Genomic DNA, 25,919 nt, shown 5'->3' with positions numbered 1-25,919 from the left:
GCTGACAAGCAGCGACAGCGCAAATGGAAACCTAAGGAAGGATACATGAAACAGTCATTACGTGGCTTACTCACCGCTGCCCTCATGGCATTTCTCGTTGCTGGCTGTGCGATGCAATCGCCTAGTGTGGTAGATCGAGTGCCCGATGAAGACCCTGGCCAGTTACTCAGCCAAGCGGAACAGCAAGCGCCAGAGCAAGCCGCGAAAACACGTCTGGAAGCGGCTAATATTCTGGCCCGCCAAGGTGAGCGCGACAAAGCCTTCGAAACCGCCGATGGGATCGATGAAAGCTTGCTCTCAGAACCCGACCGGGTACGCTGGGCGCTGCTATTTTCCGAGCTTGCCCGCGCGTTGGATGAACCTCGTGCCGTGCTGCGCGCCACACAGGTACTCGACGACGAACTGCCGATGCAGGCCAACCAGCAGGCGCGACTTGAAGAGCGCCAGCGCTGGGCCCGCGAGGCGCTTGATCAGCCCAGCGGTGCAGTGAGCGTTGCGCTGCCAGAGCTTGAGGGTCAGGAAATACGCCGCATCGTGGTTGCACTACCCGAATCAGGCCCGCTTAGCAGCGTCGCCAACACCATCGCCACAGCCATGCGGCAGCACCATGACGTCAAGGGCAGCAGCGTCGAGCTGAGCTTTCTGGACGCCTCGCGCTACTCGATGGATGAGCTTTATGATCGCGCACAGCAGATGAATGCGCAGTTAATCATTGGCCCACTAGATAAGGATCAAGTCACCCAACTAGAGCAACGTGATAGCGTGCCGCTCCCTACACTGGCACTCAACTATGGCAGCGGTGAAAACAATCAAGCCCAGCGCCTGTTTCAGTACGGCCTTTCAGCTGAAGATGAAGCACGCCAAGTTGCCCGCCGCGCTTGGCAGGATGGGCACCGCCAAGTCTCCATGATGGTTCCCGATAACGGCTGGGGCCGCCGCGTAGGCGAAGCCTTCTGGAATGAGTGGCACAGCCAGGGTGGCGAAATCACCAACGCCGTGCGCTACAACCCTGAGAGTTCGGTCTCCAATGCCGTACAAACCGCTCTCAATGTCAGCGGTGATCGCGCGCGCCTAAGCAATATTGACGCTCTATTCCTGCTCGCACTGCCCGAGTACGCGCGCCAGGTGCCGCCGACCATGGATTACTACTACGCCCCCGACCTGCCGATCTATGCCACTTCACATTTGCATGAAGGGCGCCTGCAGACACGCCTTGACCAAGATCTAAACGATGTTATGTTCGTGGATATCCCCTGGCAGATCCCTGATGCAGCCGTCGGTGGCGAAGAGGCTCTGCCCTTTGCATCTACCTACCAAAGCCTGCGGGATGAATCAGACGCCTCCATGTTCCGCCTGATGGCAATGGGCGTTGATGCTTACGAGCTGGCTATCCGCTTTTCCAATCTTGGCGAGCTGAACGGCCTGAATGGCAGTACCGGCGCACTCTACTTAAGCGACGATGGACGCATCTACCGCGAGCTGCCCTGGGCCAAGTTCCAGAACGGCGTGCCCTCGCCCATTTTAATCCCAAACCTGGACGACAGTGACTACTAACGCCCACACCGCCCGTGCCCGCGGCGCAGCCATTGAGCAAATCGCCGCTCAATGGCTGCGCCAACAGGGGCTCACCCTTGTCACGCAGAATCATTACGTCAAAGGGGGTGAACTTGACTTGGTAATGCGCGATGGCGATATTCTCGTCTTTATTGAGGTCAAACACCGCACCACGACGCGCTACGGGCATCCGCTGGAAACCGTCACTTATCAGAAGCAGCAGCGCCTGGTGCGTGCAGCAAGGCTTTATATCGCCCGCGGCGGGCTTTCATCACCCTGCCGCTTTGATATCCTAGCGATAACGGGCAAGCCGCCCAACCTTGAGTTTAACTGGGTAAAAGCTGCGTTTGATGCCTTTTGACTGTCTCTAAAGCTGTTTTTATATACCGTTTTTGAAAACGGTCTTTAAAAACGCTCTTTATCACCATGCAACCAGGAAGCCCTGATGGACTTTCAATCTCGGATACTCGGCCACTTCAACGCTAGCATTGACACCAAGACGTACGCCAGCGAAGTACTTCCGCCGTTTATTGAAGTGGCCAGCCAAATGATGGTGCAGTGCCTTGTTAGCGAAGGGAAAATTCTTACCTGTGGCAATGGCGGCAGCGCTGGCGACAGCCAGCACTTCTCCTCTGAATTGCTCAATCGCTTTGAGCGTGAACGCCCAAGCCTCCCCGCTCTAGCGCTCACTACTGATACGTCCACACTGACCTCAATTGCTAACGACTATAGTTACAATGAGGTGTTTTCAAAACAGATTCGCGCCTTAGGGCAGCCGGGAGATGTGCTACTAGCTATATCCACCAGCGGTAATTCAGGCAATATTGTGCAAGCTATTCAGGCCGCGCATGATCGCGACATGACGGTAGTCGCTCTTACCGGCCGCGACGGTGGCGATATGGCGTCACTATTAGGCCAGGATGACTGCGAGATTCGCGTCCCGGCCACATCGACGGCGCGCATCCAGGAAGTTCACCTACTGGTGATTCATTGCTTATGCGATCTTATTGATGAACAGTTGTTTGGCAGCGCTTAGTGCCCATTTCTACTGCGTTAACAACCACGATGTATTTAACTGCTAGCACCAAGGAGTCATACGATGACCCAACGCCTCTCCACCCGCGTCCTCATGACCGCTGCGCTTTGCACAGCACTCTTCGTTACTGGCTGCGCTAACAATTCAGCCTCCAATCAGTCCAACTACGCTCAGCGTAGCGACGATGTTGAAGCAATCGACACTACCATTGAGCGTGAAGTAGGTCGTGCCCTAGAGCGCGCGGATGCACGCTTGGCCGACGCCCGCATACGTGCCCATAGCTATAACGGCGTTGTGCTTCTGGTGGGTCAAGTGCCTAGCGATGAGCTTCGCAATATGGCGGAAGACGTCACTAGCCAATTGCGCGGCGTTAATAGAGTTCATAACGAGCTAACCATCGCAGCTAACTTACCGGCAAGCCAGCGCTTAGCTGACACTTGGCTAACCACCAATGTTGTCAGTCACTTAGCAACCAATGACCGCATCGACTCGTCAAAAATCAAAGTCACCACTGAAAATGCCAGCGTATATCTGATGGGCCGCGTAACCCGGGAAGAGGCTGATCGCATCGTCAATGCCGCCTCCTCAGTTGGCGGCGTACAGCGAATCGTAAAGGTATTTGATTACCTCGACTAATCATCTCAGTGCGCTCTAATAGCCACAAAAAAGCCTCGCTTAATAAGCGAGGCTTTTTTGTGGCTACACCCCAGGGTACTTTATTTAACAACCCGCAAGGTTGGCTTTTTCTTCGCCTTACTCTTCGCTTGAACCTGTTTGTCAGCGCCTTCGCCTGAAGCACTAGTCTCACTGCTATCACTCTTTTCCGCAATGGGATCAGTGACCGACAGTTCAGGCTTGGTTGAGGGTTTTTCTTCCTCAATATCGCCAAAGGATTCGGCACCTTCACCCAGCTCAGGCTCATGGCCAAAAACCATTCCAGCGCCATTTTCTCGAGCATATATAGCGATTAACGCCTCGGTCGGTATCATCACCTGCATTGGCTGCCCGCCAAAGCGCGCATTAAAACCTATCGCCTGATTCTCCATAAAGAGATCACGCACAGCGGTCGGCGCCACATTTAAAACGATCTGGCCGTTCTGAACAAACTGGCGGGGCACTTCCACGCCAGGCAAAGTAGCGTCAACCACCAGGTAAGGTGTTAGCTCATTATCCAACAACCACTCATAGAGCGCTCGGGCGAGATAGGGGCGACTCGATTTCATCTAGACTCCCTCCTCCTTACAAGAAAGGCTCCCTGCCCTGTTGAGCACAAAGGAGCCAAATGAATTCAAGCGCGCATCTCTTTTTCACGCTCACTTAAAGATGCCTTAAACGCTTCACGCTCGAATACTCGCGACATGTAGGACAGCAGCGGTTTTACCTGCTTTTCAGGCAACTCAATGTTGAGTTCCGGCAAACGCCACAATACAGGCGCCAAACAGCAATCCACCAGCGTAAACTCTTCGCTCATGAAGTAAGGCATATCTTCAAAAATCGGCGATATACCAATCAGGCTTTCACGCAGCTCTTTACGCGCTTTATCCGCCTCTTTCTTTCCACCACTACGAATCAGATCGACCATTGGGCACCACTCACGCTCTATGCGGTGCATCCATAGGCGGCTTTGCGCGCGCGCTACTGGATAAACAGGCAACAACGGAGGATGCGGGAAACGCTCATCCAAATATTCCATCATGACTTTGGATTCATACAGCACCAAGTCACGATCTAACAACGTCGGCACGCTGTTGTACGGGTTGAGGTCTGCTAGCTCTTCGGGTGGTTTTTCGTCAATCACATCGACGATATCGACGGCAACCCCCTTTTCCGCCAACACAATGCGCACACGATGACTGAAATGATCATCACTACCAGAGTAAAAGATCATCGACGACCGCTTGGCCACAACACCCATGAAAGCATCCTCACATCAAAACAATCTTGGATAATAACACGCCAGCGCTACCTTAGGGGAAGCTAGCTTGCTTTGCTTTATTGCCATGCTGACAAGCAAAAGGCGCACGGCTTACGCCGTGCGCCCTACTGACCATCAGCTACCGCTAATTAGTGGATGTCTCGCCAGTACTCACGCTTGAGCAGGTAAGCAATCACACCAAAAATAAAAATAAAGATCAGTACTTTAGGCGCCAGCGCCTGGGCCTGAAGCTTGGAGGGCTCACCTACATAAGCCAGGAAGTTAGTAAGGTCATACATCGCTTCCTCAAACTCAGCAGGTTCGAGCTCGCCTGGTTCGGTCACTTGCAGCACGTCACAAGACTGGTACTTGCCCGATAACGCATCCGGCTCTTGGCCTTCTACCGGGTGGTCTGTTTCGGCACATACCAGCTCCTGCACGCCCTGCAGAGGTTCCAACACGTTCGGCATTGCCACTAGGTCAAACACCGTGTTGTTAACGCCCGTGGGACGGCTGGGGTCTTTGTAGAACCCGAGCAAATAGGAATAAATCCAATCAGTTCCCCGCACACGGGTCTTGAGCGATAGGTCGGGCGGCGGCGCACCAAACCAACCCTCCGCATCGCCGCTGTTCATGGCGTTATGCATTTGGTCGTTGTAAGCCAAATCTGACGAGAAAATCAGATTCTCTTCAACCAGGTCCTGAGGCATTCCCAAATCTTCTGCCGCACGCGAAAAACGCTGATATTGAAGCGAGTGGCAGCCCATGCAGTAGTTAACATAGAGCTTCATGCCATTTTGCAGCGAGGCCTGATCGTGCAGATCTGGATCCATAGAGTGGGGCACACTTGCGCCCCCTGCAGCCATCGCGGTTACTGGCACTAAGGCGAAAAGGAGTCCCAAAAGATACTTTTTCATTAGCCAGTCACCCTTTCCGGAACGGGTTTAGTCTTCTCCAGCTTGGTGTAGAACGGCATCAAGACAAAGAAGGCGAAATAGATCACGGTGCACGCCTGGGCTAGTAGCGTCCTGCCCTCTGTCGATGGCAACACACCTAAAACACCCAGGATGACAAAGCTGATAGCAAACAGCGTCAACATGGTTTTCGACATCCAGCCTTTGTAACGCATAGAGCGCACAGGACTACGATCCAGCCAGGGCAGAACAAACAGGATTGCAATCGCCGCGCCCATAAATATTACCCCCAGGAACTTGGCGTCTAAACCAAATATCGAGAAGGTGATAGCGCGGAGAATGGCGTAGAACGGTGTCATATACCAAACGGGAGCAATGTGGTCAGGCGTCTGCAGCGGGTTCGCCTGATCAAAATTAGGCCGCTCAATAAAGTAGCCACCGCCTTCTGGGAAGTAGAACACCACCACGCAGAAAACGAACAGGAACACTGCCACACCAACCAGGTCCTTCACCGTGTAATAGGGGTGGAATGGAATCCCATCCAGCGGCACACCGGCCTCATCTTTCTTCTGTTTGATATCAATGCCGTCAGGGTTGTTAGAACCCACTTCATGCAGGGCAATGATGTGCAGCACGACGAGCGCCAGAATAACGATCGGCAATGCGACCACGTGCAGCGCAAAGAAGCGGTTAAGGGTAATGCCTGAAATCAGGAAGTCACCCCGCACCCACTGCGCCAGGTCAGGGCCGATCGCCGGAATCGCCGAGAACAGCGAGATAATCACCTGGGCGCCCCAGTAGGACATTTGCCCCCACGGCAGCAGGTAGCCCATAAAGGCTTCCGCCATGAGCACCAGGTAAATAGTCATACCAAAAACCCACACTAGCTCGCGCGGGGCTTTATAAGAACCGTACAAAAGGCCACGGAACATATGCAGATAGACAACGAGGAAGAAGGCAGAGGCGCCCGTGGTGTGCATATAGCGAATCAACCACCCCCACTCCACATCACGCATGATGTATTCGACAGAATCGAACGCACCTTCAGCAGAGGGGTTAAAGCTCATGGTCAGCCAAACCCCGGTCAGGATCTGGTTAACCAGCGCCAGCAGCGCTAACGAGCCAAAGAAGTACCAGAAGTTAAAGTTTTTCGGAGCGTAATATTTGGAGAGATGCTCTTGCCACATCTGAGTCGCAGGAAAGCGATCATCTACCCAGCGCATTAGGCCCTTTTCCGCTTTGGCTTTATTCGGATTACCCATTAGGCAGCCTCCTCATCTTCGCCAATGACAATAATATCGTCATTCTCAAAGCGGTAGGGTGGAACCTCAAGATTGGTCGGCGCGGGAACGTTGTTAAATACCCGACCTGCCAAATCAAAGCGAGAGCCGTGGCAGGGGCAGAAGAAACCACCCGGCCAGTTATCCACACCTACGCCCTCTGCGTCGGGCTCAGGCCGGAATAGCGGCGAACAGCCCAAATGGGTGCAAATACCGATCAACACCCCAATTTCAGGCTTGATAGAGCGTAGCCCTCCATCGATATAGGCTGGCTGCTGTGGCACCTCCGAATCCGGATCGGCTAACTGCTCACCGGTCAGCGATTCAGTACGTTCGATCATTTCAGGCGTGCGATTTATAATCCATATTGGTCGACCACGCCACTCAACGGTCATACGTTGCCCAGGCTCAAGCTTGGATATATCTGCTTGAACGGGAGCACCCGCCGCTCTTGCCCTGGCACTAGGCTGCCAAGAAGCCACAAAGGGTACCGCTACCCCGACAGCACCTACCGCACCCACAACGGAGGTGGCGCCTACGAGGAAACGGCGTCGGCCTTTGTTTACGCCGTTATCTGCCATTTCAGGTTTCTCCCATCAGCTTACCCGTTCCGCCGCAAAGGCGTCTTGCGACGACGAATATTAATTACGCTCTATGGTAAAAAAACAAAGCGCTGTGCACAAGAACAACCGCTCGTGACCATAGTGGTACGAGCAATATAATTTTTTGATATTCCAATAAAAAACGCCCAGGTCGATGACCCGGGCGTTTTGCCGCATAGCGTAAAAATTAACGCTTGGAGAACTGCGGACGACGACGTGCTTTACGCAGGCCGACTTTCTTACGTTCAACTTGACGCGCGTCACGTGTTACGTAGCCAGCGGCACGTAGCGAAGGACGCAGGTCTTCGTTGTAGTTCATCAGGGCACGTGTGATGCCGTGACGAATGGCGCCAGCTTGAGAAGAACCACCGCCACCAGCGACAGTCACAAAGATGTCAAACTGGTTCAGGGTTTCAGTCAATTCAAGCGGCTGACGAACAACCATACGACCGGTAACACGACCAAAATAAAGGTCTAGGTCTTGGTTATTGACAGTAATTTTGCCAGAGCCCGGCTTCATAAACACGCGAGCGGTGGAAGTCTTGCGGCGCCCGGTACCGTAATACTGCTGTGTCATGGCGAAGATTTCCTCAGAGGTTCAGTTCAAGCGGCTGTTGGGCAGCATGCGGATGCTCGTTGCCAGCATACACTTTCAATTTAGTGTACATGGCACGGCCCAAGGGACCTTTCGGCAACATGCCTTTAACGGCAGACTCAATGATACGCTCGGGCGCATGATCAAGCATTTTGTCGAATGTCATAGAGCGCAGACCGCCCGGGTAACCAGTGTGGCGGTAATAGGTTTTTGCCTTCGCCTTATTACCGGTTACGTGGACTTTCTCTGCGTTGATCACGACGATGTAGTCGCCAGTATCAACGTGAGGAGTAAATTCGGGCTTATGCTTGCCACGTAGGCGGCGAGCAATCTCGGTTGCCAGACGACCGAGCGTTTTGTCCGTAGCGTCGACTACATACCAGTCGCGCTGGACGGACTGCGGCTTAGCACTGAACGTCTTCATGGATGAAATCACCAGATTAAATGTATTGGGTGACTTACACCGTTGTACGGCGAAGCACCATCCCTATTCTTTTTGGTTGCTGGTTTAACCCAGCAACATGCAGCGAGGCGGCATTCTACAGTAAGGCTACTGACAAGTTAAGCCGTATCGTGACTTTTTTACTGGGCAGCCGCCCTTAAGGCTTATGCGCCAGCGCCAAGTACTCCTTGGACTGCATCTCTTGCAGACGCGACAAAGTCCGCTGGAACTCGAACGTTAGCTTGCCATCGCGATACAGCTCTTCAATCGGCGCTTCCGCGGACATCAGTAGCTTGACGCCCCGGTCATAAAACTCATCGACCATATTGATGAAGCGGCGGGCCTGATCATCCTGCTTGGCATCCATACACGTCACATTGGAAACCAGCACGGTATGAAACTCCCTGGCCAGTTCAATATAGTCGTTTTGACTGCGCGGCCCGTCACACAGCTCAAGAAACTCAAACCAAGCGACATCATCATGCAGCCGTCGCGTTTTCAGCACCCGGTGATTGACCTCTAGCGAGGCCTCTGACTCGCCTTCGTGTCCGGCTATTTCCCGAAAGCTGCGTGACAACTCACCTTCAGCCGTCTCATCAAGCGGTGAGTAAAAGATGGCAGCACGCTCTAATGCACGCAGTCGATAATCCACACCAGAATCGACATTAACCACCTCGCAGTGACGGTTCACAAGCTCAATGGCCGGCAAGAAGCGCGCCCTCTGCAGGCCATCTTTATATAAATCATCAGGTACGATGTTAGAGGTCGCCACCAATACTACTCCGCGTTCAAATAACGCCTCTAGCAAGTTGGCAAGAATCATCGCGTCGGTAATATCCTTGACAAAAAACTCATCAAAGCAAATAACCCGCGCCTCAGTAGCAAATTTGCCAGCGATTAGCGTCAGCGGATTCTTTTCACCCTTGTAGTGGGTCAGCTCATTATGGACGCGCTGCATAAAGCGGTGAAAATGAGTGCGCATTTTATCGGGAAAGGGCAAAGCTTCATAAAAGGTATCGACCAAGTAGGTTTTACCCCGCCCTACCCCACCCCAAAAATAGAGTCCTTTTATAGGGGGCAAAACAGGCTCATCAGCCGATGAGGCTTTCTTGCCCATGAAACCCGCCATCTTGGCTTTTAATCCTTTATGCACCCCTTTATTCGCAACCAAGGCTTTGGGGGAAGTTGATGGCGCGGCGACAAGCTCGTCATAAAGCCGCTGCAGATGCTTTACCGCCAACTCCTGGGCCGCATCATATTGAAAATCATCGCGCTCTAAGTCCGCCCGGTAGCGCTCTATAGGCGATGCAGGGCGCGCTTTTGCCGTTGCCCTACCCGCAGATGTTGATGACATGCACTCGCCTCCTACAGCCTGTAAGGCAGCAGCCAGTATAACCACTGGCAACCCCAAGAAGGCTGTGATTATACCCATAGAGACATCTAAGCGCATGAGCGGATTGACCCAACCGGCTGAGTGACGCCTATAATGGCAGCCTGTTCGACTCTTAAGCTGCTAGCTAATGCAGCCTAACTGTTATATTCAAGGCGCCAGGGAGAACACTGTGGACGCGAGCTCACCATTAACGTTTGCCGTAATCGGCTTTATCGTCGGTCTCATCATTGGAGCGGTCGTTTATCGCCTCTTCAGCAAAAGTCAGCGCGAGGCGGCCTCTATGCGCCAAAAGCTACTCGAACGCGAACACCAGATTGCCGAGATGAAGAGCAGCGTGGGTAGCCATTTAACGGGTATTTATCAACGCCTAAGCAATATCCGCGACGAAGCTAACCAGCTTGAGCTTCAACTGAAAGAGGACGCTGCAGAGTGGGATATTCGCGACGCTGCCATTCAGCCCAGCCTTGATCTTTCGGGCATCGATCCAGCACGAGAGCAGCAGACAGCAACTGATTTCACCCCCCCTGCGACACCACGCGACTACGCGGATGGAAAGGGCGGCACGCTGTCAGAAGACTTTGGCTTGAAGGGCAATGAGGCGGCGACACCCCAGCCACCGCGCTACTAATTAGTGATTGATCAGCCCCGGCTTCCGCTATTGGCGATCCGGGGCATGAGTCCGTTAAGCAGGATTATCTATATCCACAAAGCGGTGCTCAACGTCATATTCATCGCTTAGCCACTCGCCCAGCGCCTGAATACCATAGCGCTCGGTGGCATGGTGCCCGGCGGCGATATAATGGATACCCATTTCCCTCGCCAGGTGAGTGGTTCGCTCGGATATCTCACCCGATACAAATGCCTGCGCACCCGCTTCGAAGGCGGCGGTGATCATGTCCTGAGCACCACCGGTGCACCACGCAATGCGCTCAACATCTCCCACCTGCGGGGCTTCAATGACCAACGGCTTGCGCTGTAAGGTTTGCGCTATTTGCGCTGCCAGCTCACTGACCGAATTTGGCTGCGGTAATCGCCCTGACCACAAAAGCCCCTCTCCCAGCTCACCATCAATACATCCCTCTACCTTCCAGCCAAGGCGTCGGGCCAATTCCGCGTTATTCCCCATCTCTGCATGCGCATCCAGGGGCAGGTGATACGCCAGCAGGCTAATATCATGATCAAGCAGCGTTTTAATCCGCCTCTGCTTCATGCCAGTAATCGCCACAGGCTCGTTTTTCCAAAAGTAGCCGTGATGCACCAGAACCATATCCGCCTGCCAGGCAACCGCTTCGTCCAGTAACGCCTGGCAGGCAGTGACGCCCGTCATGATGCGCTTAACTTGCTCGTGGCCCGCTATCTGCAAACCGTTAATCGTAAAATCTTTAAATTCAGACGCACGTAACTGATGGTCACAGGCCGCTACTAGTTGATCACGATGAATCATATTCCGTCCTTTATTGATTTACCCGCACCCGTGAGGTAGCTGCTAAGAAAGTGTTACCATAAAACCATTGTAAAACTCGCTGCTTTATATCGCGAACAGCGAGACTGACCCGTTAAGGAATTGATTGCATGCGACGCTACGTGCTGCCTTATCTCTGGCCTGTTATCATTGGCGTACTGCTCGCGGTGGTGATTCTCTTCGCACTCCCCGAGCAGCTGCCCAACCCGTTTCGTGACTCGTCGCCTCAAGCCCCCCAAGTCGCCGCGCCGGCCATCTCGACGACGCCAGCAGTGGTAGAGCCCAACCCTAGCCGTCCTGCGCCTGAAATTCATCAGGCAGCGCCGCTTTCCCGGAACGAAGGCCCCGTCAGCTATGCTCAGGCAGTGGAGCAAGCCGCGCCGGCGGTGGTAAATATTTACTCATCGCGCATCGTTGAGCGCGACCAGCACCCGCTGATGTCAGACCCATTTTTTCAGCAATTTTTTGATAACCAGGGAGATGACGCTACAACCCATCAACGCATGCTCTCAAGTTTGGGCTCTGGCGTTATCGTCAGCGAGGACGGCTACGTACTGACCAATCACCACGTCATCAACGGCGCCGATGAAATCCAGGTCGCTCTGCGTGACGGACGCGAAACCCTTGCGGAGGTGATCGGCACGGATCCTGAAAGTGATTTGGCCGTGCTGAGAATTAACCTAGACGACTTGCCGGTCATTGAACTGACAGACTCAGCCGACGTAGCGGTAGGCGACGTAGCACTCGCTATTGGCAACCCTTTTGGTGTCGGCCAGACAGTCACCATGGGCATCATTAGCGCCACGGGACGAAATCATTTAGGGCTAAACGCCTACGAAGACTTTATTCAAACAGATGCGGCCATCAATCCGGGCAACTCAGGCGGCGCGCTGGTCAACCCTGAAGGCGCCATGGTGGGGATTAATACGGCGATTTTCTCACGTTCAGGTGGCTCTCAGGGCATTGGCTTTGCAATTCCCGCCAACCTTGCTCATAGCATTCTCGATGAACTGGTCACTCAAGGGCGGGTAATTCGAGGCTGGCTGGGCATTGAAGCCCAGGCGCTATCCAGGGAACTGGCGGCCTCCTTTGGATTGCAAACACCCCAAGGGGTGATCGTCGCCGGAGTCGTCAGCGGAGGGCCCGCCGCCAAAGCAGGGCTGGAGCCAGGTGATGTACTCCTCTCTGTCGACGGTCAGCCTATTCTAGATGCGCGCACCACGATGAGCGACATTGCCTCGATCCCCCCCGGCACTTCGCTACCGCTAACCATCGTACGCAGCGGCGAACGCATGGAGATGACCCTCGAAGTGGGAGAACGCCCGCTACCGACCATCCCAATTAATGAAGAGACCCCGGGCCAACGCGACTCATAGCATACTTACAAGTAGTTAGTTACTACTATAAGCGCGTTGGCGCAGGGCTGGGTGTGTCAATCGCGAATCCGGTACTCCGCTGACCGAGCGTGAGCGGTCAGCGACTCACCTCGCGCCAATACCGAGGCAATTTTACCTAGCTCAGAAGCGCCACCTGCGGAGCAGTGAATAATCGAAGAGCGCTTCTGGAAATCGTAAACGCCCAGTGGCGAGGAGAAGCGTGCCGTGCCAGAGGTCGGTAGCACGTGATTTGGACCAGCACAGTAATCACCCAACGCCTCAGCTGTGTAACGCCCCATAAAAATTGCCCCGGCATGACGAATATCGTCTAACCACGCCTCAGGGGTAGCCACCGAAAGCTCAAGGTGTTCAGGAGCAATCCGGTTAATCAACGTAATCGCTTCTTGGGCGTCCTGGCAGAGTACCAACGCTCCTCGCTTACGCAGCGACTCACGTACGATCTCTTCGCGTTCCAAGGTCGGTAGCAGCCGCTCAATCGACGCTTCGACGGCATCCAAGTGGCCGACATCCCAGCTCAACAAGATCGCCTGGGCATCTTCATCGTGCTCGGCTTGAGAAAATAGATCCATCGCCAGCCAATCGGGATCGGTAACTCCATCGGAGACCACCATAATCTCCGACGGCCCGGCAATCATATCGATACCTACTTGACCAAATACCGCACGCTTGGCCGTGGCCACATAAATATTGCCCGGCCCAACTATTTTATCGACTCGGGGAACACTTTCAGTGCCATAGGCAAGTGCAGCTACGGCCTGAGCACCACCAATCGTGAACACATAGTCGACGCCTGCCAGGTGGGCAGCAGCCAGCACCAGCTCATTGAGCACGCCATCCGGCGTAGGCACGACCATAACGATTTCGCGTACACCGGCCACATGGGCAGGAATCGCGTTCATTAGCACCGAGGAAGGGTAAGCAGCTTTTCCGCCGGGCACATAAATACCGGCACGATCCAGCGGGGTAACTTTCTGACCCAGCACCGTGCCATCTGCCTCTTCGTATTGCCATGAGCTCGGCTTTTGACGCTCATGGTAGCGCTTGATCCGCTCGGCGGCGCTGGAGAGCGCCTCGCGCTGCTCGGCAGGCAAGTTATCAAACGCCCCCTTCAACTGCTCGGGCGTCAACTGCAGTTCGTCCATTGAAGTAGCAGAAAGCCGATCAAAGCGATTCGTGGCTTCCACTACCGCCGCATCGCCCCGCTGCTTTACGCTGGCAAGAATTTCTTCGACCCGCGCCTGCACCGCTTTGTCAGACACCCCTTCCCAATCTAACAGCGCATCAAGTCGATGGTTGAAGGCATCATCGCTTGTCGATAGGCGTGAAATCGTCGCGGTCGTCTGTTTGCTCATGGGTTCACTCATGGGTCACCTCACATCATTCGGCAAGCTGGGTCTGGCGCTTTTTGACCGCCCTGTCTAAGCGCTCTAGCAATGGCTTAATACGTTCATGCTTCATGGTCATGGCGGCCTTATTCACCACTAGCCGGGTGCTGATCTGGGCGATAAGCTCACGCGGTTCCATACCGTTTGCACGCAGGGTATTGCCGGTATCGACGATATCGACAATCTCATCAGCGAGGTTCATTAACGGCGCTAGTTCCATAGCGCCGTAGAGCTTGATCACCTCGGCCTGGATGCCCTGCTCTGCGTAATAACGGCGCGCCACGTTAACAAATTTCGTTGCGACCCGACGCCGGGCACGGGCTGGCAACTGACCGGTCACCCCCGCGGTCATCAACTTACAGCGGGCAATTTCCAAATCCAGTGGCTCATAAAGCCCTTCAGCACCGTGCTCAAGCAGCACATCTTTGCCTGCGATGCCAACATCGGCCGCCCCCAGCTGAACGTAGGTGGGCACGTCGGTGGCACGGATAATCACCAGCTTTACGTCAGGCAAGTTGGTATCAAATAGCAGCTTACGGCTTTTGCTTAAATTCTCTGCGGGCGTAATACCCGCATCGGCTAGCAGTGGCAGCGTCTCTTCCAGAATACGGCCCTTCGAGAGGGCTAAAATCAGTTGCTTACTCATCGTATAGGCCAGTGGTTAATAGTGGCGAGCTTAACAAGGCTATTCCAGTTATGCATCGGCGCCGAGTGCAGGTCTCCGCGAGGGCGCTGTGAACCCATCCTTGGGCGCTACTTTCGCCATCCCTGGGCGAAAGACCCTCGCTTCAACCTGCCCTGACACCACATTATCGAGGATTGTATAAGCATCTATTTCAAACTAAAGCAGCCCTAAATAGCATGGCTTAGCCAGGGATACGGCGAATACGTGCACCCAGCAGCTGCAGTTTCTCTTCAATACACTCGTAGCCGCGGTCAATGTGATAGATGCGATCCACTAAAGTTTCGCCCTCGGCCATCATGGCCGCAATCACCAGCGAAGCAGACGCGCGAAGATCGGTCGCCATTACCGGCGCACCTGAAAGTTTCTCAACCCCCTCAATCAAGGCGGTGTTGCCTTCCAGCACGATATTGGCGCCCATGCGGTTAAGCTCTTGAACGTGCATAAAGCGGTTTTCGAAGATCGTCTCGACCACCCGAGAGTGCCCCACGGCCACAGCGTTCATGGCCACGAACTGCGCCTGCATATCGGTTGGGAACGCAGGATAAGGCGCGGTGCGAATATTCACCGCCTTAGGGCGCTTGCCGTGCATATCAAGGGCAATCCAGTCATCGCCACTGGTAATTTCGGCCCCCGCCTCTTCCAGCTTGGCGATAACCGCATCCAGGATATCGGCCCGGGTGCGTTTGACCTTCACCCGCCCGCCGGTCATGGCGGCGGCAACTAGAAAGGTGCCGGTCTCGATACGATCGGGCATGACATCGTGCTCGCAACCGTGCAGTTTTTCGACACCTTCGATAGTAATGGTATCAGTGCCTTGGCCGCTGATTTTAGCGCCCATTTTGATCAAGCACTCTGCCAAGTCGACGATTTCAGGCTCGCGGGCAGCGTTTTCCAGAACGGTTTTGCCTTCGGCCAAGGTCGCCGCCATTAGCAGGTTTTCGGTACCGGTCACTGTCACGGTATCAAAGTAGATAGTCGCCCCTTTAAGGCGACCGTCGACCCGCGCACGGATATAGCCCGCCTCAACGCGAATCTCCGCCCCCATGGCTTCTAAACCGCGAATATGCAAATCCACTGGGCGCGAGCCAATGGCGCAACCACCGGGTAGCGATACATCGGCTTTACCGAAGTGGGCAAGCAGAGGGCCCAACACCAGTATCGAGGCACGCATTTTCTTAACCAGCTCATATGGCGCGTGGCATTGGGTCACCTGGGAGCCATCCAACTGAATACTCAGCTTTTCGCCCATCACCGGCTCAACGCCCATGCGGCCAAGCAACTCAAGGGTGGTAGTAATATCCTGCAAGTGCGGCAAATTACCAATCACCACGGGGCCATCGGCCAACAGACTGGCACACAGAATGGGGAGCGCCGCATTTTTAGCACCGCTCACCCACACTTCACCATCTACCGATCCATTGCCGGTAATAATTAATTTATCCATGGGGGCGACCGTTATTGAACGTTTTCCGGTGCAGTTTGCCACTGCGCCGGGGTAAACGTTTTAATACTAATAGCGTGGAGCGCACCCGAAGCGATCTCATCGCTCAGCGCAGCGTAAACTAGCTGCTGACGCTTGACCGGAGAGAGACCTTCAAAGGCATCGCCAACCGCAATCACCTGAAAGTTACAGCCTTCACCCTGGATATGGAACTGACATCCGTCGATACGGGATTCAAGCAGTGCTTTTACCTCATTGGGTTGCATGGCGCAGAAAACTCCTTTGGGGTCATCGTTATTAATGAACGTAATTGGCTCGACATAATAAAGAAAAGCAGTGCGCTTGGCGATGCCAGGGCGTTAAACGGCTAGCGTAGCTGCTGGCTGATCGATCAAAGTGTCCAACTCAGCCAAGGAGGCAAGTCGACGTAGCGGTGCTGAAAAAAGAATGGTTTGAATCTGAATGCCACGCTGACGACAAATTCGAAGCCATTCAAACAGCACGCTAATGGCAGCACTGCTGGCTTTTCCCACGCGACTAAAATCAAAGCTGACTGAGGTTAGCTCGGTATGTTTGAGCCATTTGACGCCACTGGCGGCCAAATCGGCCGCCAGGGTTACTTCTACATCACCTTCTACCAGCAAGGTAGCGTTTTCTACACTAACCGTTACACCGGGGCGTGAAAATAGCGCTGTCACGCATCGCCCCCCTGCTCAAGCTCTTCAACGCCCACTTCAGGCGACCAGCCGTCAATAACCGCGTCATAATCACGATTGTTATCACGCATGGCTTGATCAAACTGATTGCGGAATGTCAGGCCAAGGTTAATACCATTAACAATCACGTTAACCACGCGCCATTCGCCGTCGGAGAGCCTAAGACTGTAGCTCACGGGGTACACCTCACCGTTACTGGCCACTACCTCCATGGCGACGCTAGCCTGATCGTCATAGCGCTGAGCCTGCTGGGCATCCAGCACCCGCAGCTCATCATAATCAAACGTCACCAGTCCGCGGGTATAGGTATCAATCAGCGTTTGCCGAAACACATCCACAAAACGACGGCGTTGTTCAGGGGAGGCGTTGCGGAAGTAATTGCCCATCACGCTGGCACCGATATAGCGAAAATCCGCTACTTGATCGAGATTGCTATCCACCAGCTCTTCAAGTTCGCCAAGGTTGTCAGCGTAGTACTCCTTGCGTCCATCAAGATCCGTCATTAGCGATTCAACGTTATCGCGAATCATCTCTTCAGGTGTCTGGGACTGCGCCTGTGACTGCAGCGGCACCACTAACGTTGCGATCATCATTATCGCCAGTGACCAACGCCCCAACATTGCGTTCACTCCATTCATAACCCTTTCTCCCTACCCTTTATTGCACCGAACCCGTTATTACAATGGGCTAGTGCCTGTCGTATGAAACACTAGTTAGTAGCCATATTGGACACAAATTGCTGAATAAGTTCTTCCAGCACCAGCGCCGACTGGGTGTCGCGAATCGTGTCGCCATCTTCAAGCATCTCAGGGTCGCCGCCCACACTAAGGCCTATATATTGCTCCCCTAACAGACCTGCGGTCAGGATAGAAGCAATCGAGTCTTTGGAGAGCTGCCCCTCAAGCTCGCTATCCAGGCTTAACACGACCCGCGCATCGAACCACTCTGTATCCAGTTCAATGGCCTCCACCCGCCCCACCGTCACACCGGCCATAGTGACCCTGGCGCGGGGTTTTAAACTACCAATATTGGCAAAGTTGGCCTCTAGCTGGAACGACTGCGTGGGCGCAGAGAGCGTCAGTCCACTAACACGTAAGCCGAGGAACACAAGCCCTAGGATGCCTGCCACCATAAACAGGCCCACACCGAACTCCATGGTTTTACTACGTCTCATGAAACTGCTCCAGCCATTAAAGGCCGCCAAACATCATGGCGGTCAACACAAAATCAAGCCCCAATACTGCAAGCGACGAATACACTACCGTGCGCGTAGTGGCACGCGAGATACCTTCAGAGGTGGGCACCAAATCATAACCCTGGAATACCGCAATCCAGGTAACCACCAAAGCAAATACGGCGCTTTTGATCATGCCGTTACCAATATCATTAATAAATGTCACATTGGCCTGCATGTTGCTCCAATAGGAGCCCTCAAAGACGCCTAGCCACTCCACGCCCACCAGGTAGCCCCCCCAGATACCCACCACGCTAAACCCCACCGTTAGGATAGGCAGCGACACAAAGCCTGCCCATAAGCGTGGCGCCACGACGCGACGTAGCGGGTCGACGCCAATCATCTCCATGCTGGTAAGCTGCTCTGTTGCCTTCATCAAACCAATCTCGGCAGTCAGCGCAGAACCTGCCCGCCCAGCAAACAGCAGGGCCGCCACAACCGGCGCTAGCTCACGCAATAGTGAAAGCGCCACCATTTGACCCAGCGCCTGCTCAGCGCCGAAATCGACCAAAATGGTATAGCCCTGCAGTGCCAGCACCATGCCGATAAACAGCCCCGACACCAGCACAATGGCTAATGAAAGCACGCCAACAAAGTGCATCTGGTGCAACCATAATCGCCAACCTTCCCGGGAAGGCACACCAATTGCGGACTGAAATAGAAACACGCCAGCCCGACCTAATGCTTCCATTAGGTCGCACCCTCGGCGCCCCAGCCGGGTGATACGCGCGGTGCCGTTAGAGAATTTTGACTGCATTAACCCTGCCCTTTATTTACCCTGCTTTTGTGAATTTAAGCGCCTTGTGTCACCCACCCTAGCGGTTCTATTTAACTGGAGCTTCACCCAGAATATCGCGATAAAACGCCTTAGCGGGGTAATGAAAGGGGACTGGGCCGTCAGGCTCGCCATGAATAAACTGGCGAACACGCGGGTCTTGATTAGTATCCAAGGTCTGTGGTGTGCCATGAGCAACCACCTGACCATCGGCAATCAAATAGAGGTAGTCCGCGATACTCAAGGTCTCCTTGATATCGTGAGAGACCACCACAGAGGTAAGCTGCAGCGCTTGATTAAGACGCTTAATTAGCTGCACCAACACGCCCATTGAGATGGGATCCTGACCAACAAACGGCTCGTCATATAAAATCAGCTCGGGATCCAGCGCTACCGCACGCGCCAATGCGACCCGCCGCGCCATTCCCCCTGACAGCTCCGCAGGTGTTAAGTGTCGAGCTCCGCGCAGCCCGACTGCCTGCAGCTTCAGCAACGCAAGGTCGCGCACCATCGTATCGGGCAAATCCGTATGCACCCTCAGCGGGAAGGCAACGTTCTCGAACACATCCAAATCGGAAAATAGCGCCCCACTCTGAAACAGCATTCCCATCCGCTTACGTAGGGTGAATAGCGCCTTCCGGGACAGCTTATGAACATCCTGCCCATCAATGAGTATTCGCCCGCTTTCTGGGGTCAACTGTCCACCGATCAGCTTCAGCAACGTCGTTTTACCGGTGCCGCTTGGCCCCATGATCGCGGTTACTTTACCCCGCGGTATGGTCATATTCACACCACGGAAAATTTCGTGGTCGCCACGAGAGAAATAAAGGTTTTCAATTTCTATAAAGGGTGCATCTGTCATGGATCAGTTGACTCTTAACGAGGCGCAGCTAGGGCTAATTATCATACCCTACTTGCTGCTACTGCAGTTAGAAAACAGCGTTTCTAAAACATTATCGAACATTGTACTATAACGCTACACAACATTACTGTGCGAGGAGCCTTCCTATTGATTAAAAAAACCAGTGGTGAGCCAATCCCTAGGCCAGACCAAGTTATCAATCAAGCCTCCAGGGGTAACGACCTCAATTACTGCCTATAAGCAGTGATGAGATGTTATTCTTGGCGGTTACGACTTTTTATATTTTCAATCGTTAAGAGAAAACGCCATGCGCCAGCCTCTCGCTTCATCCAGCCTACTACGCGAAAGCGCGATGCGTACGCTGCAAATTGAGCAGGCAGCGATTGGAGGCCTCCAGGCTAAACTAGACGAAAGCTTTGACCGCGCCTGCGAATTGATCCTCGCCTGCCAAGGGCGCGTGGTAGTGACAGGCATGGGCAAGTCGGGGCATATTGCAGGTAAGTTGGCAGCAACGCTTGCCAGTACCGGCACACCGGCCTTTTTCGTTCACCCCGGAGAAGCCAGCCACGGCGACTTAGGTATGATCACCCGTACTGATGTAGTGCTGGCACTCTCTAACTCGGGTGAAACGGCCGAAGTCACTGCGCTACTGCCACTGCTTAAACGCCTGGGCACACCGCTGGTCAGCATGACGGGACGACCAAACTCAACCCTCGCCAAGCACGCTGACGCGCACTTAAACAGTGGGGTTGAACGTGAGGCATGCCCGCTCGACCTCGCTCCCACCAGCTCCACCACCGCTGCGCTCGCCCTGGGTGACGCACTGGCGGTGGCGTTACTGGAAGCACGCGGCTTTACCGCTGAAGATTTTGCCCTTTCCCATCCTGGAGGCAGTTTAGGCAAACGCCTGCTACTGCGCGTTAGAGACCTGATGCACGACGGCGCGCGCCTGCCCCAGGTCGCGCTGGGCAGCCCGCTGCGCGATGCGTTATTGGAGATTACCCGGCAAGGGCTTGGCTTTACCTGTGTGGTGGATAGCGATGGACGCCTCGCCGGAGTCTATACCGATGGCGACCTTCGGCGCACGCTGGATCAATTCCATAATCTGCATGATGTGCTCGTTGATGATGTCATGACTCGACCGGGCAAACGCATCGGCCCCGACATCCTAGCGGCCGAAGCGGTGCGCATAATGGAAGAGAGCCGTATTACCGCGCTAGCGGTGGTCGATGAACAACAGCGCCCTATTGGGGCTCTACATATGCACGACCTGCTCGCCAGCGGCGTTATTTAACCCAGCGGCGTTTTTATTTCGTTCGGTTTTTACGATTTTACTGATATGGAGGCTCTATGACCCTACCTGCTGCGCTACTCGATCGACTCCGCCGCGTACGCTTATTGGCGCTGGATGTTGACGGCATACTCACCGATGGCCGCCTCTACTTTCAGGCCGATGGAATCGAAATCAAAGCATTCCATACCCAGGATGGCCATGGGCTAAAACTTCTCAAACGCGTGGGCGTACATGTTGCACTGATTACCGGGCGCGACTCTCCCATGGTGAGCCAACGCGCTGCAGCCTTGGGTATCGACCATGTCCACCAAGGCTGTGAAGACAAGCTAGCCACCCTTCGCGGGCTTTGTCAGCGCCTCGATATCGAGCTGGAACAGGTGGCTTATTGTGGCGACGATCTACCCGATCTAGCGGCTATTAAGCGTTGCGGCGTAGGCATTACCGTACCTAACGCGCCAGACTACATGCACACCCACGCCGACTGGATCACCGAACGCCTGGGTGGCCACGGTGCCGTGCGCGAAATTTGCGATACGCTGCTTGAATCGCAAGGGCACTGGGGCGCGGTGCTCGACACCTATCTGCACGGCCGCACTTAAATGGCTAAACGCTTTAAAGTACGCCTCTGGCTAGCCGGGCTAGTAATAGCGCTAGGGGCCCTGCTGGTATGGCTTGACCCTCGTGGGCCTCAAGGCACCAGCATCGATCCGGAAGCGCAGGCCCAGGAACCAGGCCACGTACTGGAAAATGCTGAAATTACGCTATTCGGCGATAACGGCAACGTTTTGCAGTCGCTGAAAACACCGCGCCTTATCCATACGCCTCAGCAAAGCGAAACCTGGACAGAAGAGCCCGAAGCGGTACTGTATGACAATGAGGATCGTCAATGGCTAGCGAGTGCCGATGTAGGCACGCTCAACACTGCTACCCAAGCTCTGCTACTGTCAGGCTCAGCTCAGTTGATAGCACCGGACGAAGGCTGGCAGCTAGATACTGAGCTACTCCATTATGATGGCCTAAATCAGCATGCGTGGAGTGAAACACCGGTCGTGCTTCAGCAACCACCCCAGCAAATGAGCGCTTCACGCTTGGACGTGTGGCTTAACAATAGCCGGGTTCGCCTAACTGATAACGTGCGCGGCATACACCCCCCGGCCACGCAACCTTAAGCTTAAGAGGAGTCGCCATGAAAGCACTTATCTACACAGCCCTTTTTGCACTCGCTATGCCGGTATCGTCGTTGGCTCAAACTTCACAACAAGCTCCCGTGGAAGTTGAAGCCGACCGGTTGGATCTCGACCAGCGGGCCGGGACTGCTGTTTACACTGGGGATGTGGACATTCGCCAGGGGGAAATGCAGCTGCGCGGCGACCGGGTAGAGATCGAACGCAACGACGCGGGCGAACTCTCGACGGCAACCGCCACCGGAGAGCGCGCCTACTTGCGCCATCAAGGCGAAGGGCAAGATGGCCCTACAGAGGGCTGGGCACGGCGGATTATTTATCACGTCGCCGAGCGCCGCGTTGAGTTAATTGACCAAGCCGAACTGACCCAACAGGAGGACAAATTTAGCGGCGGGCGACTTGAATATTTTATTGATCGTGAAGTGATTCAAGCACGCTCTGACGTTGACGGCAGCGAGCCCCAGCGCATACGTATGACCCTTCAGCCTGAACAATAGGGAGTCAAGCTGTGGCAACTGCTGACACTACGCCGAACAACATCCTTACACCGAACAAAACCCTTTATGCCCACCACCTGGCTAAAAGCTACAAACGCCGCCGTGTGGTTAAAGACATCAATTTGGAAATCTGCCAAGGCAGCGTCGTTGGGCTCCTGGGCCCCAATGGCGCGGGTAAAACCACCTCATTCTATATGATCGTTGGGCTAGTCAAGTCCGACGCTGGCAAGGTGGGTATCGACGATGTGGATTTAACCCGCGCCCCCATGCACGAGCGCGCAGCGGCGGGAATTGGCTATCTACCTCAAGAGGCATCTATTTTCCGCAAACTCTCGGTTGCCGATAATATTATGGCGATACTCGAGACCCGCAAAGAGCTTAGTCGCAGCGACCGCGAACAGCGCCTGGAAGCGCTACTCGAAGACTTCCATATTACCCATATCCGCGACAACCTGGGCATGAGCCTTTCAGGGGGCGAGCGCCGGCGTGTAGAAATCGCCCGTTCGCTAGCCACAGAGCCCGCTTTTATTCTGCTTGATGAGCCTTTTGCGGGCGTTGACCCCATCTCGGTAGGTGATATTAAAAGCATTATTCGTGCGCTTAAACAGCGCCATATCGGCGTGCTGATTACTGATCACAACGTGCGTGAAACCCTGGATATTTGCGATATCGCCTATATCGTCGGCGATGGGCAAATCATCGCCAGTGGCTCGCCGGCTTCGATTCTCACCAATCAAAAAGTAAGGGACGTGTATTTGGGCGCCGATTTTCGTCTGTAACAGTTTCGCCTTCATCGCCCCTAAATAGCGCTTTAAAACAACTTTACTACCAATGGCATGCTTATTGCACTTGCGCCAAGCACTCACTCGCACTAGGGTGGAGCATTCTGATTAACGAGTGGTTCTCAGATGGTCATGAAAGCTTCTCTCCAACTGCGTATCGGCACACAGCTGACCATGACGCCCCAGTTGCAGCAGGCCATTGCGCTGCTGCAACTCTCTACGCTGGATCTTCGTCAAGAAATTCAGCAGGCACTTGATGCCAATCCCATGCTGGAGCAGGAAGATGAATTTAGTGAGCAGGCTGTCAGCGAGCCTAAGGAAGAAGAGTGGTCAGAGAGCATCCCTACTGAGCTCTCGGTAGATAGCGACTGGTCAGATACCTATCAAGATATGGGCAGTCAGGGGGGTAGCAGCAGCGAAGGCCCTGATTTTGAGCGTCAGGCAGCAGGGCAAAGCCTGCATGGCCACCTGCTATGGCAGCTTGCCATGACCGATTTTAGCGCCCGCGAGCAGCTTGTCGCGGAGAGTTTAATCGACGCGCTCGACGCTAACGGCTACCTAACCCAACCGCTCAACGACATCCGTGAAGGCCTGCGCGCCCAGGGCATTGACGGGCTTAGTCAACGCGAAGTGGAAACCATTCTGCTCAAGCTCCAGCAGTTTGAGCCGACCGGCATCTTTGCCCGGGATCTGCGTGAATGCTTGATGCTGCAGCTCGCCGCCCTCCCCGATGATACGCCACTGCTGGTTCCCGCTCGCCGTTTAGTGCGGCAGTTTCTCGAAGCGCTTGGTAAAGACGATATGCGCCTGCTGAAGCGCCGCCTAGGGCTCGACGACGAACAGTTGACCGACGTCATCCTACTGATTCGCAGCCTAGACCCACGGCCAGGCAGCGCTTACGGCGACACCGACGATAGCTATGTTACCCCCGACCTAGTCGTGCGCCACGATAACGAAGGCTGGCACTTAGAACTCAACCCAGAAGCCCTGCCAAGGCTGCGCATTCAGCCGGACTACGCCAGCTTGATTAAGCGAGCGGACAAGAGCCAGGACAATCAGTTTCTCAAAGAACACCTCCAGGAAGCGCGCTGGCTGATCAAAAGCCTCTCTAGCCGAAACGATACGCTGCTGCGTGTGGGTCGCGAAATCATTACCCGCCAGATTGGCTTTTTGGAGCACGGTGAAGAAGCCATGAAGCCATTGATACTGGCCGATATTGCCGAAGCCGTCGAGATGCACGAGTCGACTATTTCACGGGTAACGACGCAAAAATATATCCATACACCTCGAGGCGTGTTTGAACTCAAATACTTTTTCTCAAGCCAGGTGAGCGGTCAAGATGGCGATAGCCATTCCAGCACTGCCATCCGGGCACGTCTCAAGAAACTGATTCAAGAGGAGCCGCCCGGCAAGCCGCTTTCAGATAGTCGCTTAGTGACGCTGTTAGGCGAGGGAGGGATTCAAGTGGCGCGTCGTACGGTGGCGAAATACCGTGAAGCCATGGGCATTCCCTCATCTAGTGAACGGCGCCGTTTGCGCTAACTTCGCTAACGTTTCAGGGAAACTCTCGACAAGGGCTTTGCAACGCGGCAAAAAGGGTTACAATCGAAGTACAGTCCGATGGATAAGGAGCACGTCAATGCAAGTAAATATCACTGGTCATCACGTAGAACTGACTGACGCCTTGCGTGACTATGTCAACGAAAAGCTTGAGCGTGTAGAGCGCCATTACGACAATATAACTACGGTGCAAGTCACCTTATCAGTGGAGAAAGAGCGCCAGCAGGCCGCCTGTACGCTGCACGCAGCAGGTGCTGACTTACATGCGGAAGCCCTAGACAGTGATATGTACGCCGCTATCGACGCGCTAGCGGATAAAATCGACCGTCAACTCGTTAAACACAAGGAAAAAGCACAAGCTCGCGCCCAAGGCGCTGGTGTGCGTTAATTCAATGACGTTGGAAACCATACTCCCCCCGGAACGTGTTCTGTATGACGTACCCGGGGGTAGCAAAAAAAGGGTGCTGGAGTTTTACAGCACCTTTATTGCCCAAAATATCCCCAGCCTGGACAGCCAAGAAGTGTTTAGCCGTTTAATCGGCCGCGAGCGCTTAGGTAGTACGGGTATTGGTAACGGCGTGGCTATTCCCCATGCGCGGAGCCCCCACTGCACCGCCCCTATCGCCGGGTTTTTAAAGCTGGCTGAAGCAATCGATTTCGATGCTATCGACGGCGATCCGGTAGATCTGGTATTTGTCCTGTTGGTACCCGAAGAGGCAGATGACACGCATCTCTCACTACTGGGGCAGGTAGCGACCATCATGAATGATGCGGACACGCGCCAGCAGCTGCGTAAAGCAGCCAGCCAGCGCGAACTGCTCGAGCTGATTACCGCTAAAATTCGCGAGCAATCAGCGACCTAAGGGTCTGAAAGCCTGTTCAGGGCACAGCAGATTATTCGCTCACCACCCTCA

32 protein-coding genes are annotated in these 25,919 nt (G+C 54.3%); 14 read left to right on the top strand and 18 right to left on the bottom strand.

The window, feature by feature from the left end:
• The first annotated feature begins 45 nt into the window (after positions 1–45).
• From SR894_RS07460 to SR894_RS07445, 4 genes are all read left to right on the top strand, one after another.
• Positions 46–1,554 (top strand): penicillin-binding protein activator, encoded by a 1,509-nt coding sequence (locus SR894_RS07460; RefSeq protein WP_133730467.1) that lies wholly within the window; start codon positions 46–48, stop codon positions 1,552–1,554.
• A complete protein-coding gene (locus SR894_RS07455) occupies positions 1,544–1,915 on the top strand; it encodes a YraN family protein (protein ID WP_133730466.1) in 372 nt (123 codons plus the stop codon). The genes SR894_RS07460 and SR894_RS07455 overlap by 11 nt, the downstream gene beginning before the upstream one ends.
• Positions 1,916–1,999: 84 nt before the next feature.
• Entirely contained in the window at positions 2,000–2,590 is a 591-nt protein-coding gene (locus tag SR894_RS07450; protein WP_133730465.1) for a phosphoheptose isomerase, read from the top strand.
• A 63-nt stretch (positions 2,591–2,653) separates the two neighbouring features.
• On the top strand, positions 2,654–3,226 hold the full coding sequence (locus SR894_RS07445) for a BON domain-containing protein (RefSeq protein WP_133730464.1): 573 nt from the start codon (positions 2,654–2,656) through the stop codon (positions 3,224–3,226).
• An 80-nt stretch (positions 3,227–3,306) separates the two neighbouring features.
• On the opposite strand, the gene SR894_RS07440 is transcribed toward SR894_RS07445, so the two are convergent.
• The 8 genes from SR894_RS07440 to zapE all read right to left on the bottom strand — a co-directional run bounded on the left by SR894_RS07440 (position 3,307) and on the right by zapE (position 9,692).
• Complete coding sequence (locus tag SR894_RS07440; RefSeq protein WP_133730463.1) at positions 3,307–3,813, bottom strand: ClpXP protease specificity-enhancing factor; 507 nt, start codon at positions 3,811–3,813, stop codon at positions 3,307–3,309.
• A gap of 65 nt (positions 3,814–3,878) precedes the next feature.
• On the bottom strand, positions 3,879–4,505 hold the full coding sequence (gene sspA, locus SR894_RS07435) for a stringent starvation protein SspA (RefSeq protein ID WP_133730462.1): 627 nt from the start codon (positions 4,503–4,505) through the stop codon (positions 3,879–3,881).
• A 149-nt stretch (positions 4,506–4,654) separates the two neighbouring features.
• Positions 4,655–5,422 (bottom strand): cytochrome c1, encoded by a 768-nt coding sequence (locus SR894_RS07430; protein ID WP_133730461.1) that lies wholly within the window; start codon positions 5,420–5,422, stop codon positions 4,655–4,657.
• Complete coding sequence (locus SR894_RS07425) at positions 5,422–6,681, bottom strand: cytochrome b (RefSeq protein ID WP_133730460.1); 1,260 nt, start codon at positions 6,679–6,681, stop codon at positions 5,422–5,424. The genes SR894_RS07430 and SR894_RS07425 overlap by 1 nt, the downstream gene beginning before the upstream one ends.
• Positions 6,681–7,280 (bottom strand): ubiquinol-cytochrome c reductase iron-sulfur subunit, encoded by a 600-nt coding sequence (petA, locus tag SR894_RS07420; protein WP_133730459.1) that lies wholly within the window; start codon positions 7,278–7,280, stop codon positions 6,681–6,683. The genes SR894_RS07425 and petA overlap by 1 nt, the downstream gene beginning before the upstream one ends.
• 208 nt (positions 7,281–7,488) lie before the next feature.
• Positions 7,489–7,878, bottom strand: coding sequence for a 30S ribosomal protein S9 (gene rpsI / locus SR894_RS07415; protein ID WP_022523918.1), 390 nt, complete (start codon positions 7,876–7,878; stop codon positions 7,489–7,491).
• Between the two features lie 13 nt (positions 7,879–7,891).
• Entirely contained in the window at positions 7,892–8,320 is a 429-nt protein-coding gene (rplM, locus tag SR894_RS07410) for a 50S ribosomal protein L13 (protein ID WP_071692830.1), read from the bottom strand.
• A gap of 175 nt (positions 8,321–8,495) precedes the next feature.
• Positions 8,496–9,692, bottom strand: a complete 1,197-nt coding sequence (zapE, locus tag SR894_RS07405) for a cell division protein ZapE (protein ID WP_133730458.1) — start codon at positions 9,690–9,692, stop codon at positions 8,496–8,498.
• A 208-nt stretch (positions 9,693–9,900) separates the two neighbouring features.
• Here zapE and SR894_RS07400 point away from each other — a divergent pair, with 208 nt between their 5' ends.
• A complete protein-coding gene (locus SR894_RS07400; protein ID WP_166650334.1) occupies positions 9,901–10,359 on the top strand; it encodes a Z-ring associated ZapG family protein in 459 nt (152 codons plus the stop codon).
• A 54-nt stretch (positions 10,360–10,413) separates the two neighbouring features.
• Here SR894_RS07400 and SR894_RS07395 read toward each other — a convergent pair whose 3' ends face one another.
• A complete protein-coding gene (locus SR894_RS07395; RefSeq protein WP_133730456.1) occupies positions 10,414–11,175 on the bottom strand; it encodes a Nif3-like dinuclear metal center hexameric protein in 762 nt (253 codons plus the stop codon).
• Between the two features lie 128 nt (positions 11,176–11,303).
• Between SR894_RS07395 and SR894_RS07390 the strand changes: the two genes are divergently transcribed.
• On the top strand, positions 11,304–12,569 hold the full coding sequence (locus SR894_RS07390) for a Do family serine endopeptidase (RefSeq protein ID WP_133730455.1): 1,266 nt from the start codon (positions 11,304–11,306) through the stop codon (positions 12,567–12,569).
• A gap of 56 nt (positions 12,570–12,625) precedes the next feature.
• Here the strand turns inward: SR894_RS07390 and hisD are convergent, their stop codons facing one another.
• From hisD to SR894_RS07345, 9 genes are all read right to left on the bottom strand, one after another.
• Positions 12,626–13,942, bottom strand: a complete 1,317-nt coding sequence (gene hisD / locus SR894_RS07385) for a histidinol dehydrogenase (RefSeq protein WP_227404913.1) — start codon at positions 13,940–13,942, stop codon at positions 12,626–12,628.
• Between the two features lie 25 nt (positions 13,943–13,967).
• Positions 13,968–14,621, bottom strand: coding sequence for an ATP phosphoribosyltransferase (hisG, locus tag SR894_RS07380; protein ID WP_133730453.1), 654 nt, complete (start codon positions 14,619–14,621; stop codon positions 13,968–13,970).
• Between the two features lie 220 nt (positions 14,622–14,841).
• On the bottom strand, positions 14,842–16,104 hold the full coding sequence (murA, locus tag SR894_RS07375) for a UDP-N-acetylglucosamine 1-carboxyvinyltransferase (RefSeq protein ID WP_133730452.1): 1,263 nt from the start codon (positions 16,102–16,104) through the stop codon (positions 14,842–14,844).
• 11 nt (positions 16,105–16,115) lie between these two features.
• Positions 16,116–16,367, bottom strand: coding sequence for a BolA family protein (locus SR894_RS07370; protein ID WP_007114696.1), 252 nt, complete (start codon positions 16,365–16,367; stop codon positions 16,116–16,118).
• A 93-nt stretch (positions 16,368–16,460) separates the two neighbouring features.
• Positions 16,461–16,799, bottom strand: coding sequence for an STAS domain-containing protein (locus SR894_RS07365; protein WP_133730451.1), 339 nt, complete (start codon positions 16,797–16,799; stop codon positions 16,461–16,463).
• Positions 16,796–17,437 carry an MlaC/ttg2D family ABC transporter substrate-binding protein gene (locus tag SR894_RS07360; RefSeq protein ID WP_133730716.1) on the bottom strand — a complete coding sequence of 214 codons (642 nt, stop codon included), beginning with the start codon at positions 17,435–17,437 and terminating at the stop codon, positions 16,796–16,798. Before SR894_RS07360 ends, SR894_RS07365 begins: the two co-directional genes overlap by 4 nt.
• 89 nt (positions 17,438–17,526) lie before the next feature.
• Entirely contained in the window at positions 17,527–17,991 is a 465-nt protein-coding gene (gene mlaD, locus SR894_RS07355) for an outer membrane lipid asymmetry maintenance protein MlaD (protein ID WP_133730450.1), read from the bottom strand.
• A gap of 16 nt (positions 17,992–18,007) precedes the next feature.
• The gene (mlaE, locus tag SR894_RS07350; RefSeq protein ID WP_133730449.1) at positions 18,008–18,808 is read right to left on the bottom strand and encodes a lipid asymmetry maintenance ABC transporter permease subunit MlaE; all 801 of its coding nucleotides are present in this window, start codon (positions 18,806–18,808) and stop codon (positions 18,008–18,010) included.
• A 67-nt stretch (positions 18,809–18,875) separates the two neighbouring features.
• A complete protein-coding gene (locus SR894_RS07345; protein WP_133730448.1) occupies positions 18,876–19,688 on the bottom strand; it encodes an ABC transporter ATP-binding protein in 813 nt (270 codons plus the stop codon).
• A 307-nt stretch (positions 19,689–19,995) separates the two neighbouring features.
• Between SR894_RS07345 and SR894_RS07340 the strand changes: the two genes are divergently transcribed.
• From SR894_RS07340 to SR894_RS07305, 8 genes are all read left to right on the top strand, one after another.
• Complete coding sequence (locus SR894_RS07340; protein WP_133730447.1) at positions 19,996–20,982, top strand: KpsF/GutQ family sugar-phosphate isomerase; 987 nt, start codon at positions 19,996–19,998, stop codon at positions 20,980–20,982.
• Positions 20,983–21,038: 56 nt separating this feature from the next.
• Positions 21,039–21,581 carry a KdsC family phosphatase gene (locus SR894_RS07335; protein WP_133730446.1) on the top strand — a complete coding sequence of 181 codons (543 nt, stop codon included), beginning with the start codon at positions 21,039–21,041 and terminating at the stop codon, positions 21,579–21,581.
• Positions 21,582–22,151, top strand: coding sequence for an LPS export ABC transporter periplasmic protein LptC (gene lptC / locus SR894_RS07330; protein WP_133730445.1), 570 nt, complete (start codon positions 21,582–21,584; stop codon positions 22,149–22,151).
• A 17-nt stretch (positions 22,152–22,168) separates the two neighbouring features.
• Positions 22,169–22,663, top strand: a complete 495-nt coding sequence (gene lptA, locus SR894_RS07325) for a lipopolysaccharide transport periplasmic protein LptA (protein WP_133730444.1) — start codon at positions 22,169–22,171, stop codon at positions 22,661–22,663.
• An 11-nt stretch (positions 22,664–22,674) separates the two neighbouring features.
• Complete coding sequence (gene lptB, locus SR894_RS07320) at positions 22,675–23,442, top strand: LPS export ABC transporter ATP-binding protein (RefSeq protein WP_227404910.1); 768 nt, start codon at positions 22,675–22,677, stop codon at positions 23,440–23,442.
• 129 nt (positions 23,443–23,571) lie between these two features.
• Positions 23,572–24,987, top strand: coding sequence for an RNA polymerase factor sigma-54 (locus tag SR894_RS07315; RefSeq protein WP_133730443.1), 1,416 nt, complete (start codon positions 23,572–23,574; stop codon positions 24,985–24,987).
• Between the two features lie 97 nt (positions 24,988–25,084).
• Positions 25,085–25,393, top strand: coding sequence for a ribosome hibernation-promoting factor, HPF/YfiA family (gene hpf, locus SR894_RS07310; protein ID WP_007114683.1), 309 nt, complete (start codon positions 25,085–25,087; stop codon positions 25,391–25,393).
• A 4-nt stretch (positions 25,394–25,397) separates the two neighbouring features.
• Entirely contained in the window at positions 25,398–25,868 is a 471-nt protein-coding gene (locus SR894_RS07305) for a PTS sugar transporter subunit IIA (RefSeq protein ID WP_133730442.1), read from the top strand.
• Positions 25,869–25,919 lie beyond the last annotated feature (51 nt).

The sequence above is a fragment of the Vreelandella neptunia genome (assembly GCF_034479615.1).
In the GTDB taxonomy this organism is placed as follows: Bacteria; Pseudomonadota; Gammaproteobacteria; order Pseudomonadales; family Halomonadaceae; genus Vreelandella; species Vreelandella neptunia.
The sequence above is the reverse complement of the archived record's forward strand: the minus strand, read 5'-3'. Positions and strand labels throughout refer to the sequence as shown.

Bases quoted from the DNA above. Each gene is read 5' to 3' on its own strand.
- SR894_RS07460 (WP_133730467.1), top strand. From the start codon at position 46: ATGAAACAGTCATTACGTGGCTTACTCACCGCTGCCCTCATGGCATTT.
- SR894_RS07450 (WP_133730465.1), top strand. From the start codon at position 2,000: ATGGACTTTCAATCTCGGATACTCGGCCACTTCAACGCTAGCATTGAC.
- SR894_RS07445 (WP_133730464.1), top strand. From the start codon at position 2,654: ATGACCCAACGCCTCTCCACCCGCGTCCTCATGACCGCTGCGCTTTGC.
- SR894_RS07440 (WP_133730463.1), bottom strand. From the start codon at position 3,813: ATGAAATCGAGTCGCCCCTATCTCGCCCGAGCGCTCTATGAGTGGTTG.
- sspA (WP_133730462.1), bottom strand. From the start codon at position 4,505: ATGGGTGTTGTGGCCAAGCGGTCGTCGATGATCTTTTACTCTGGTAGT.
- SR894_RS07430 (WP_133730461.1), bottom strand. From the start codon at position 5,422: ATGAAAAAGTATCTTTTGGGACTCCTTTTCGCCTTAGTGCCAGTAACC.
- SR894_RS07425 (WP_133730460.1), bottom strand. From the start codon at position 6,681: ATGGGTAATCCGAATAAAGCCAAAGCGGAAAAGGGCCTAATGCGCTGG.
- petA (WP_133730459.1), bottom strand. From the start codon at position 7,280: ATGGCAGATAACGGCGTAAACAAAGGCCGACGCCGTTTCCTCGTAGGC.
- rpsI (WP_022523918.1), bottom strand. From the start codon at position 7,878: ATGACACAGCAGTATTACGGTACCGGGCGCCGCAAGACTTCCACCGCT.
- rplM (WP_071692830.1), bottom strand. From the start codon at position 8,320: ATGAAGACGTTCAGTGCTAAGCCGCAGTCCGTCCAGCGCGACTGGTAT.
- zapE (WP_133730458.1), bottom strand. From the start codon at position 9,692: ATGTCATCAACATCTGCGGGTAGGGCAACGGCAAAAGCGCGCCCTGCA.
- SR894_RS07395 (WP_133730456.1), bottom strand. From the start codon at position 11,175: ATGATTCATCGTGATCAACTAGTAGCGGCCTGTGACCATCAGTTACGT.
- SR894_RS07390 (WP_133730455.1), top strand. From the start codon at position 11,304: ATGCGACGCTACGTGCTGCCTTATCTCTGGCCTGTTATCATTGGCGTA.
- hisD (WP_227404913.1), bottom strand. From the start codon at position 13,942: ATGAGCAAACAGACGACCGCGACGATTTCACGCCTATCGACAAGCGAT.
- hisG (WP_133730453.1), bottom strand. From the start codon at position 14,621: ATGAGTAAGCAACTGATTTTAGCCCTCTCGAAGGGCCGTATTCTGGAA.
- murA (WP_133730452.1), bottom strand. From the start codon at position 16,104: ATGGATAAATTAATTATTACCGGCAATGGATCGGTAGATGGTGAAGTG.
- SR894_RS07370 (WP_007114696.1), bottom strand. From the start codon at position 16,367: ATGCAACCCAATGAGGTAAAAGCACTGCTTGAATCCCGTATCGACGGA.
- SR894_RS07360 (WP_133730716.1), bottom strand. From the start codon at position 17,437: ATGTTGGGGCGTTGGTCACTGGCGATAATGATGATCGCAACGTTAGTG.
- mlaD (WP_133730450.1), bottom strand. From the start codon at position 17,991: ATGAGACGTAGTAAAACCATGGAGTTCGGTGTGGGCCTGTTTATGGTG.
- mlaE (WP_133730449.1), bottom strand. From the start codon at position 18,808: ATGCAGTCAAAATTCTCTAACGGCACCGCGCGTATCACCCGGCTGGGG.
- SR894_RS07345 (WP_133730448.1), bottom strand. From the start codon at position 19,688: ATGACAGATGCACCCTTTATAGAAATTGAAAACCTTTATTTCTCTCGT.
- SR894_RS07340 (WP_133730447.1), top strand. From the start codon at position 19,996: ATGCGCCAGCCTCTCGCTTCATCCAGCCTACTACGCGAAAGCGCGATG.
- SR894_RS07335 (WP_133730446.1), top strand. From the start codon at position 21,039: ATGACCCTACCTGCTGCGCTACTCGATCGACTCCGCCGCGTACGCTTA.
- lptC (WP_133730445.1), top strand. From the start codon at position 21,582: ATGGCTAAACGCTTTAAAGTACGCCTCTGGCTAGCCGGGCTAGTAATA.
- lptA (WP_133730444.1), top strand. From the start codon at position 22,169: ATGAAAGCACTTATCTACACAGCCCTTTTTGCACTCGCTATGCCGGTA.
- SR894_RS07315 (WP_133730443.1), top strand. From the start codon at position 23,572: ATGGTCATGAAAGCTTCTCTCCAACTGCGTATCGGCACACAGCTGACC.
- hpf (WP_007114683.1), top strand. From the start codon at position 25,085: ATGCAAGTAAATATCACTGGTCATCACGTAGAACTGACTGACGCCTTG.
- SR894_RS07305 (WP_133730442.1), top strand. From the start codon at position 25,398: ATGACGTTGGAAACCATACTCCCCCCGGAACGTGTTCTGTATGACGTA.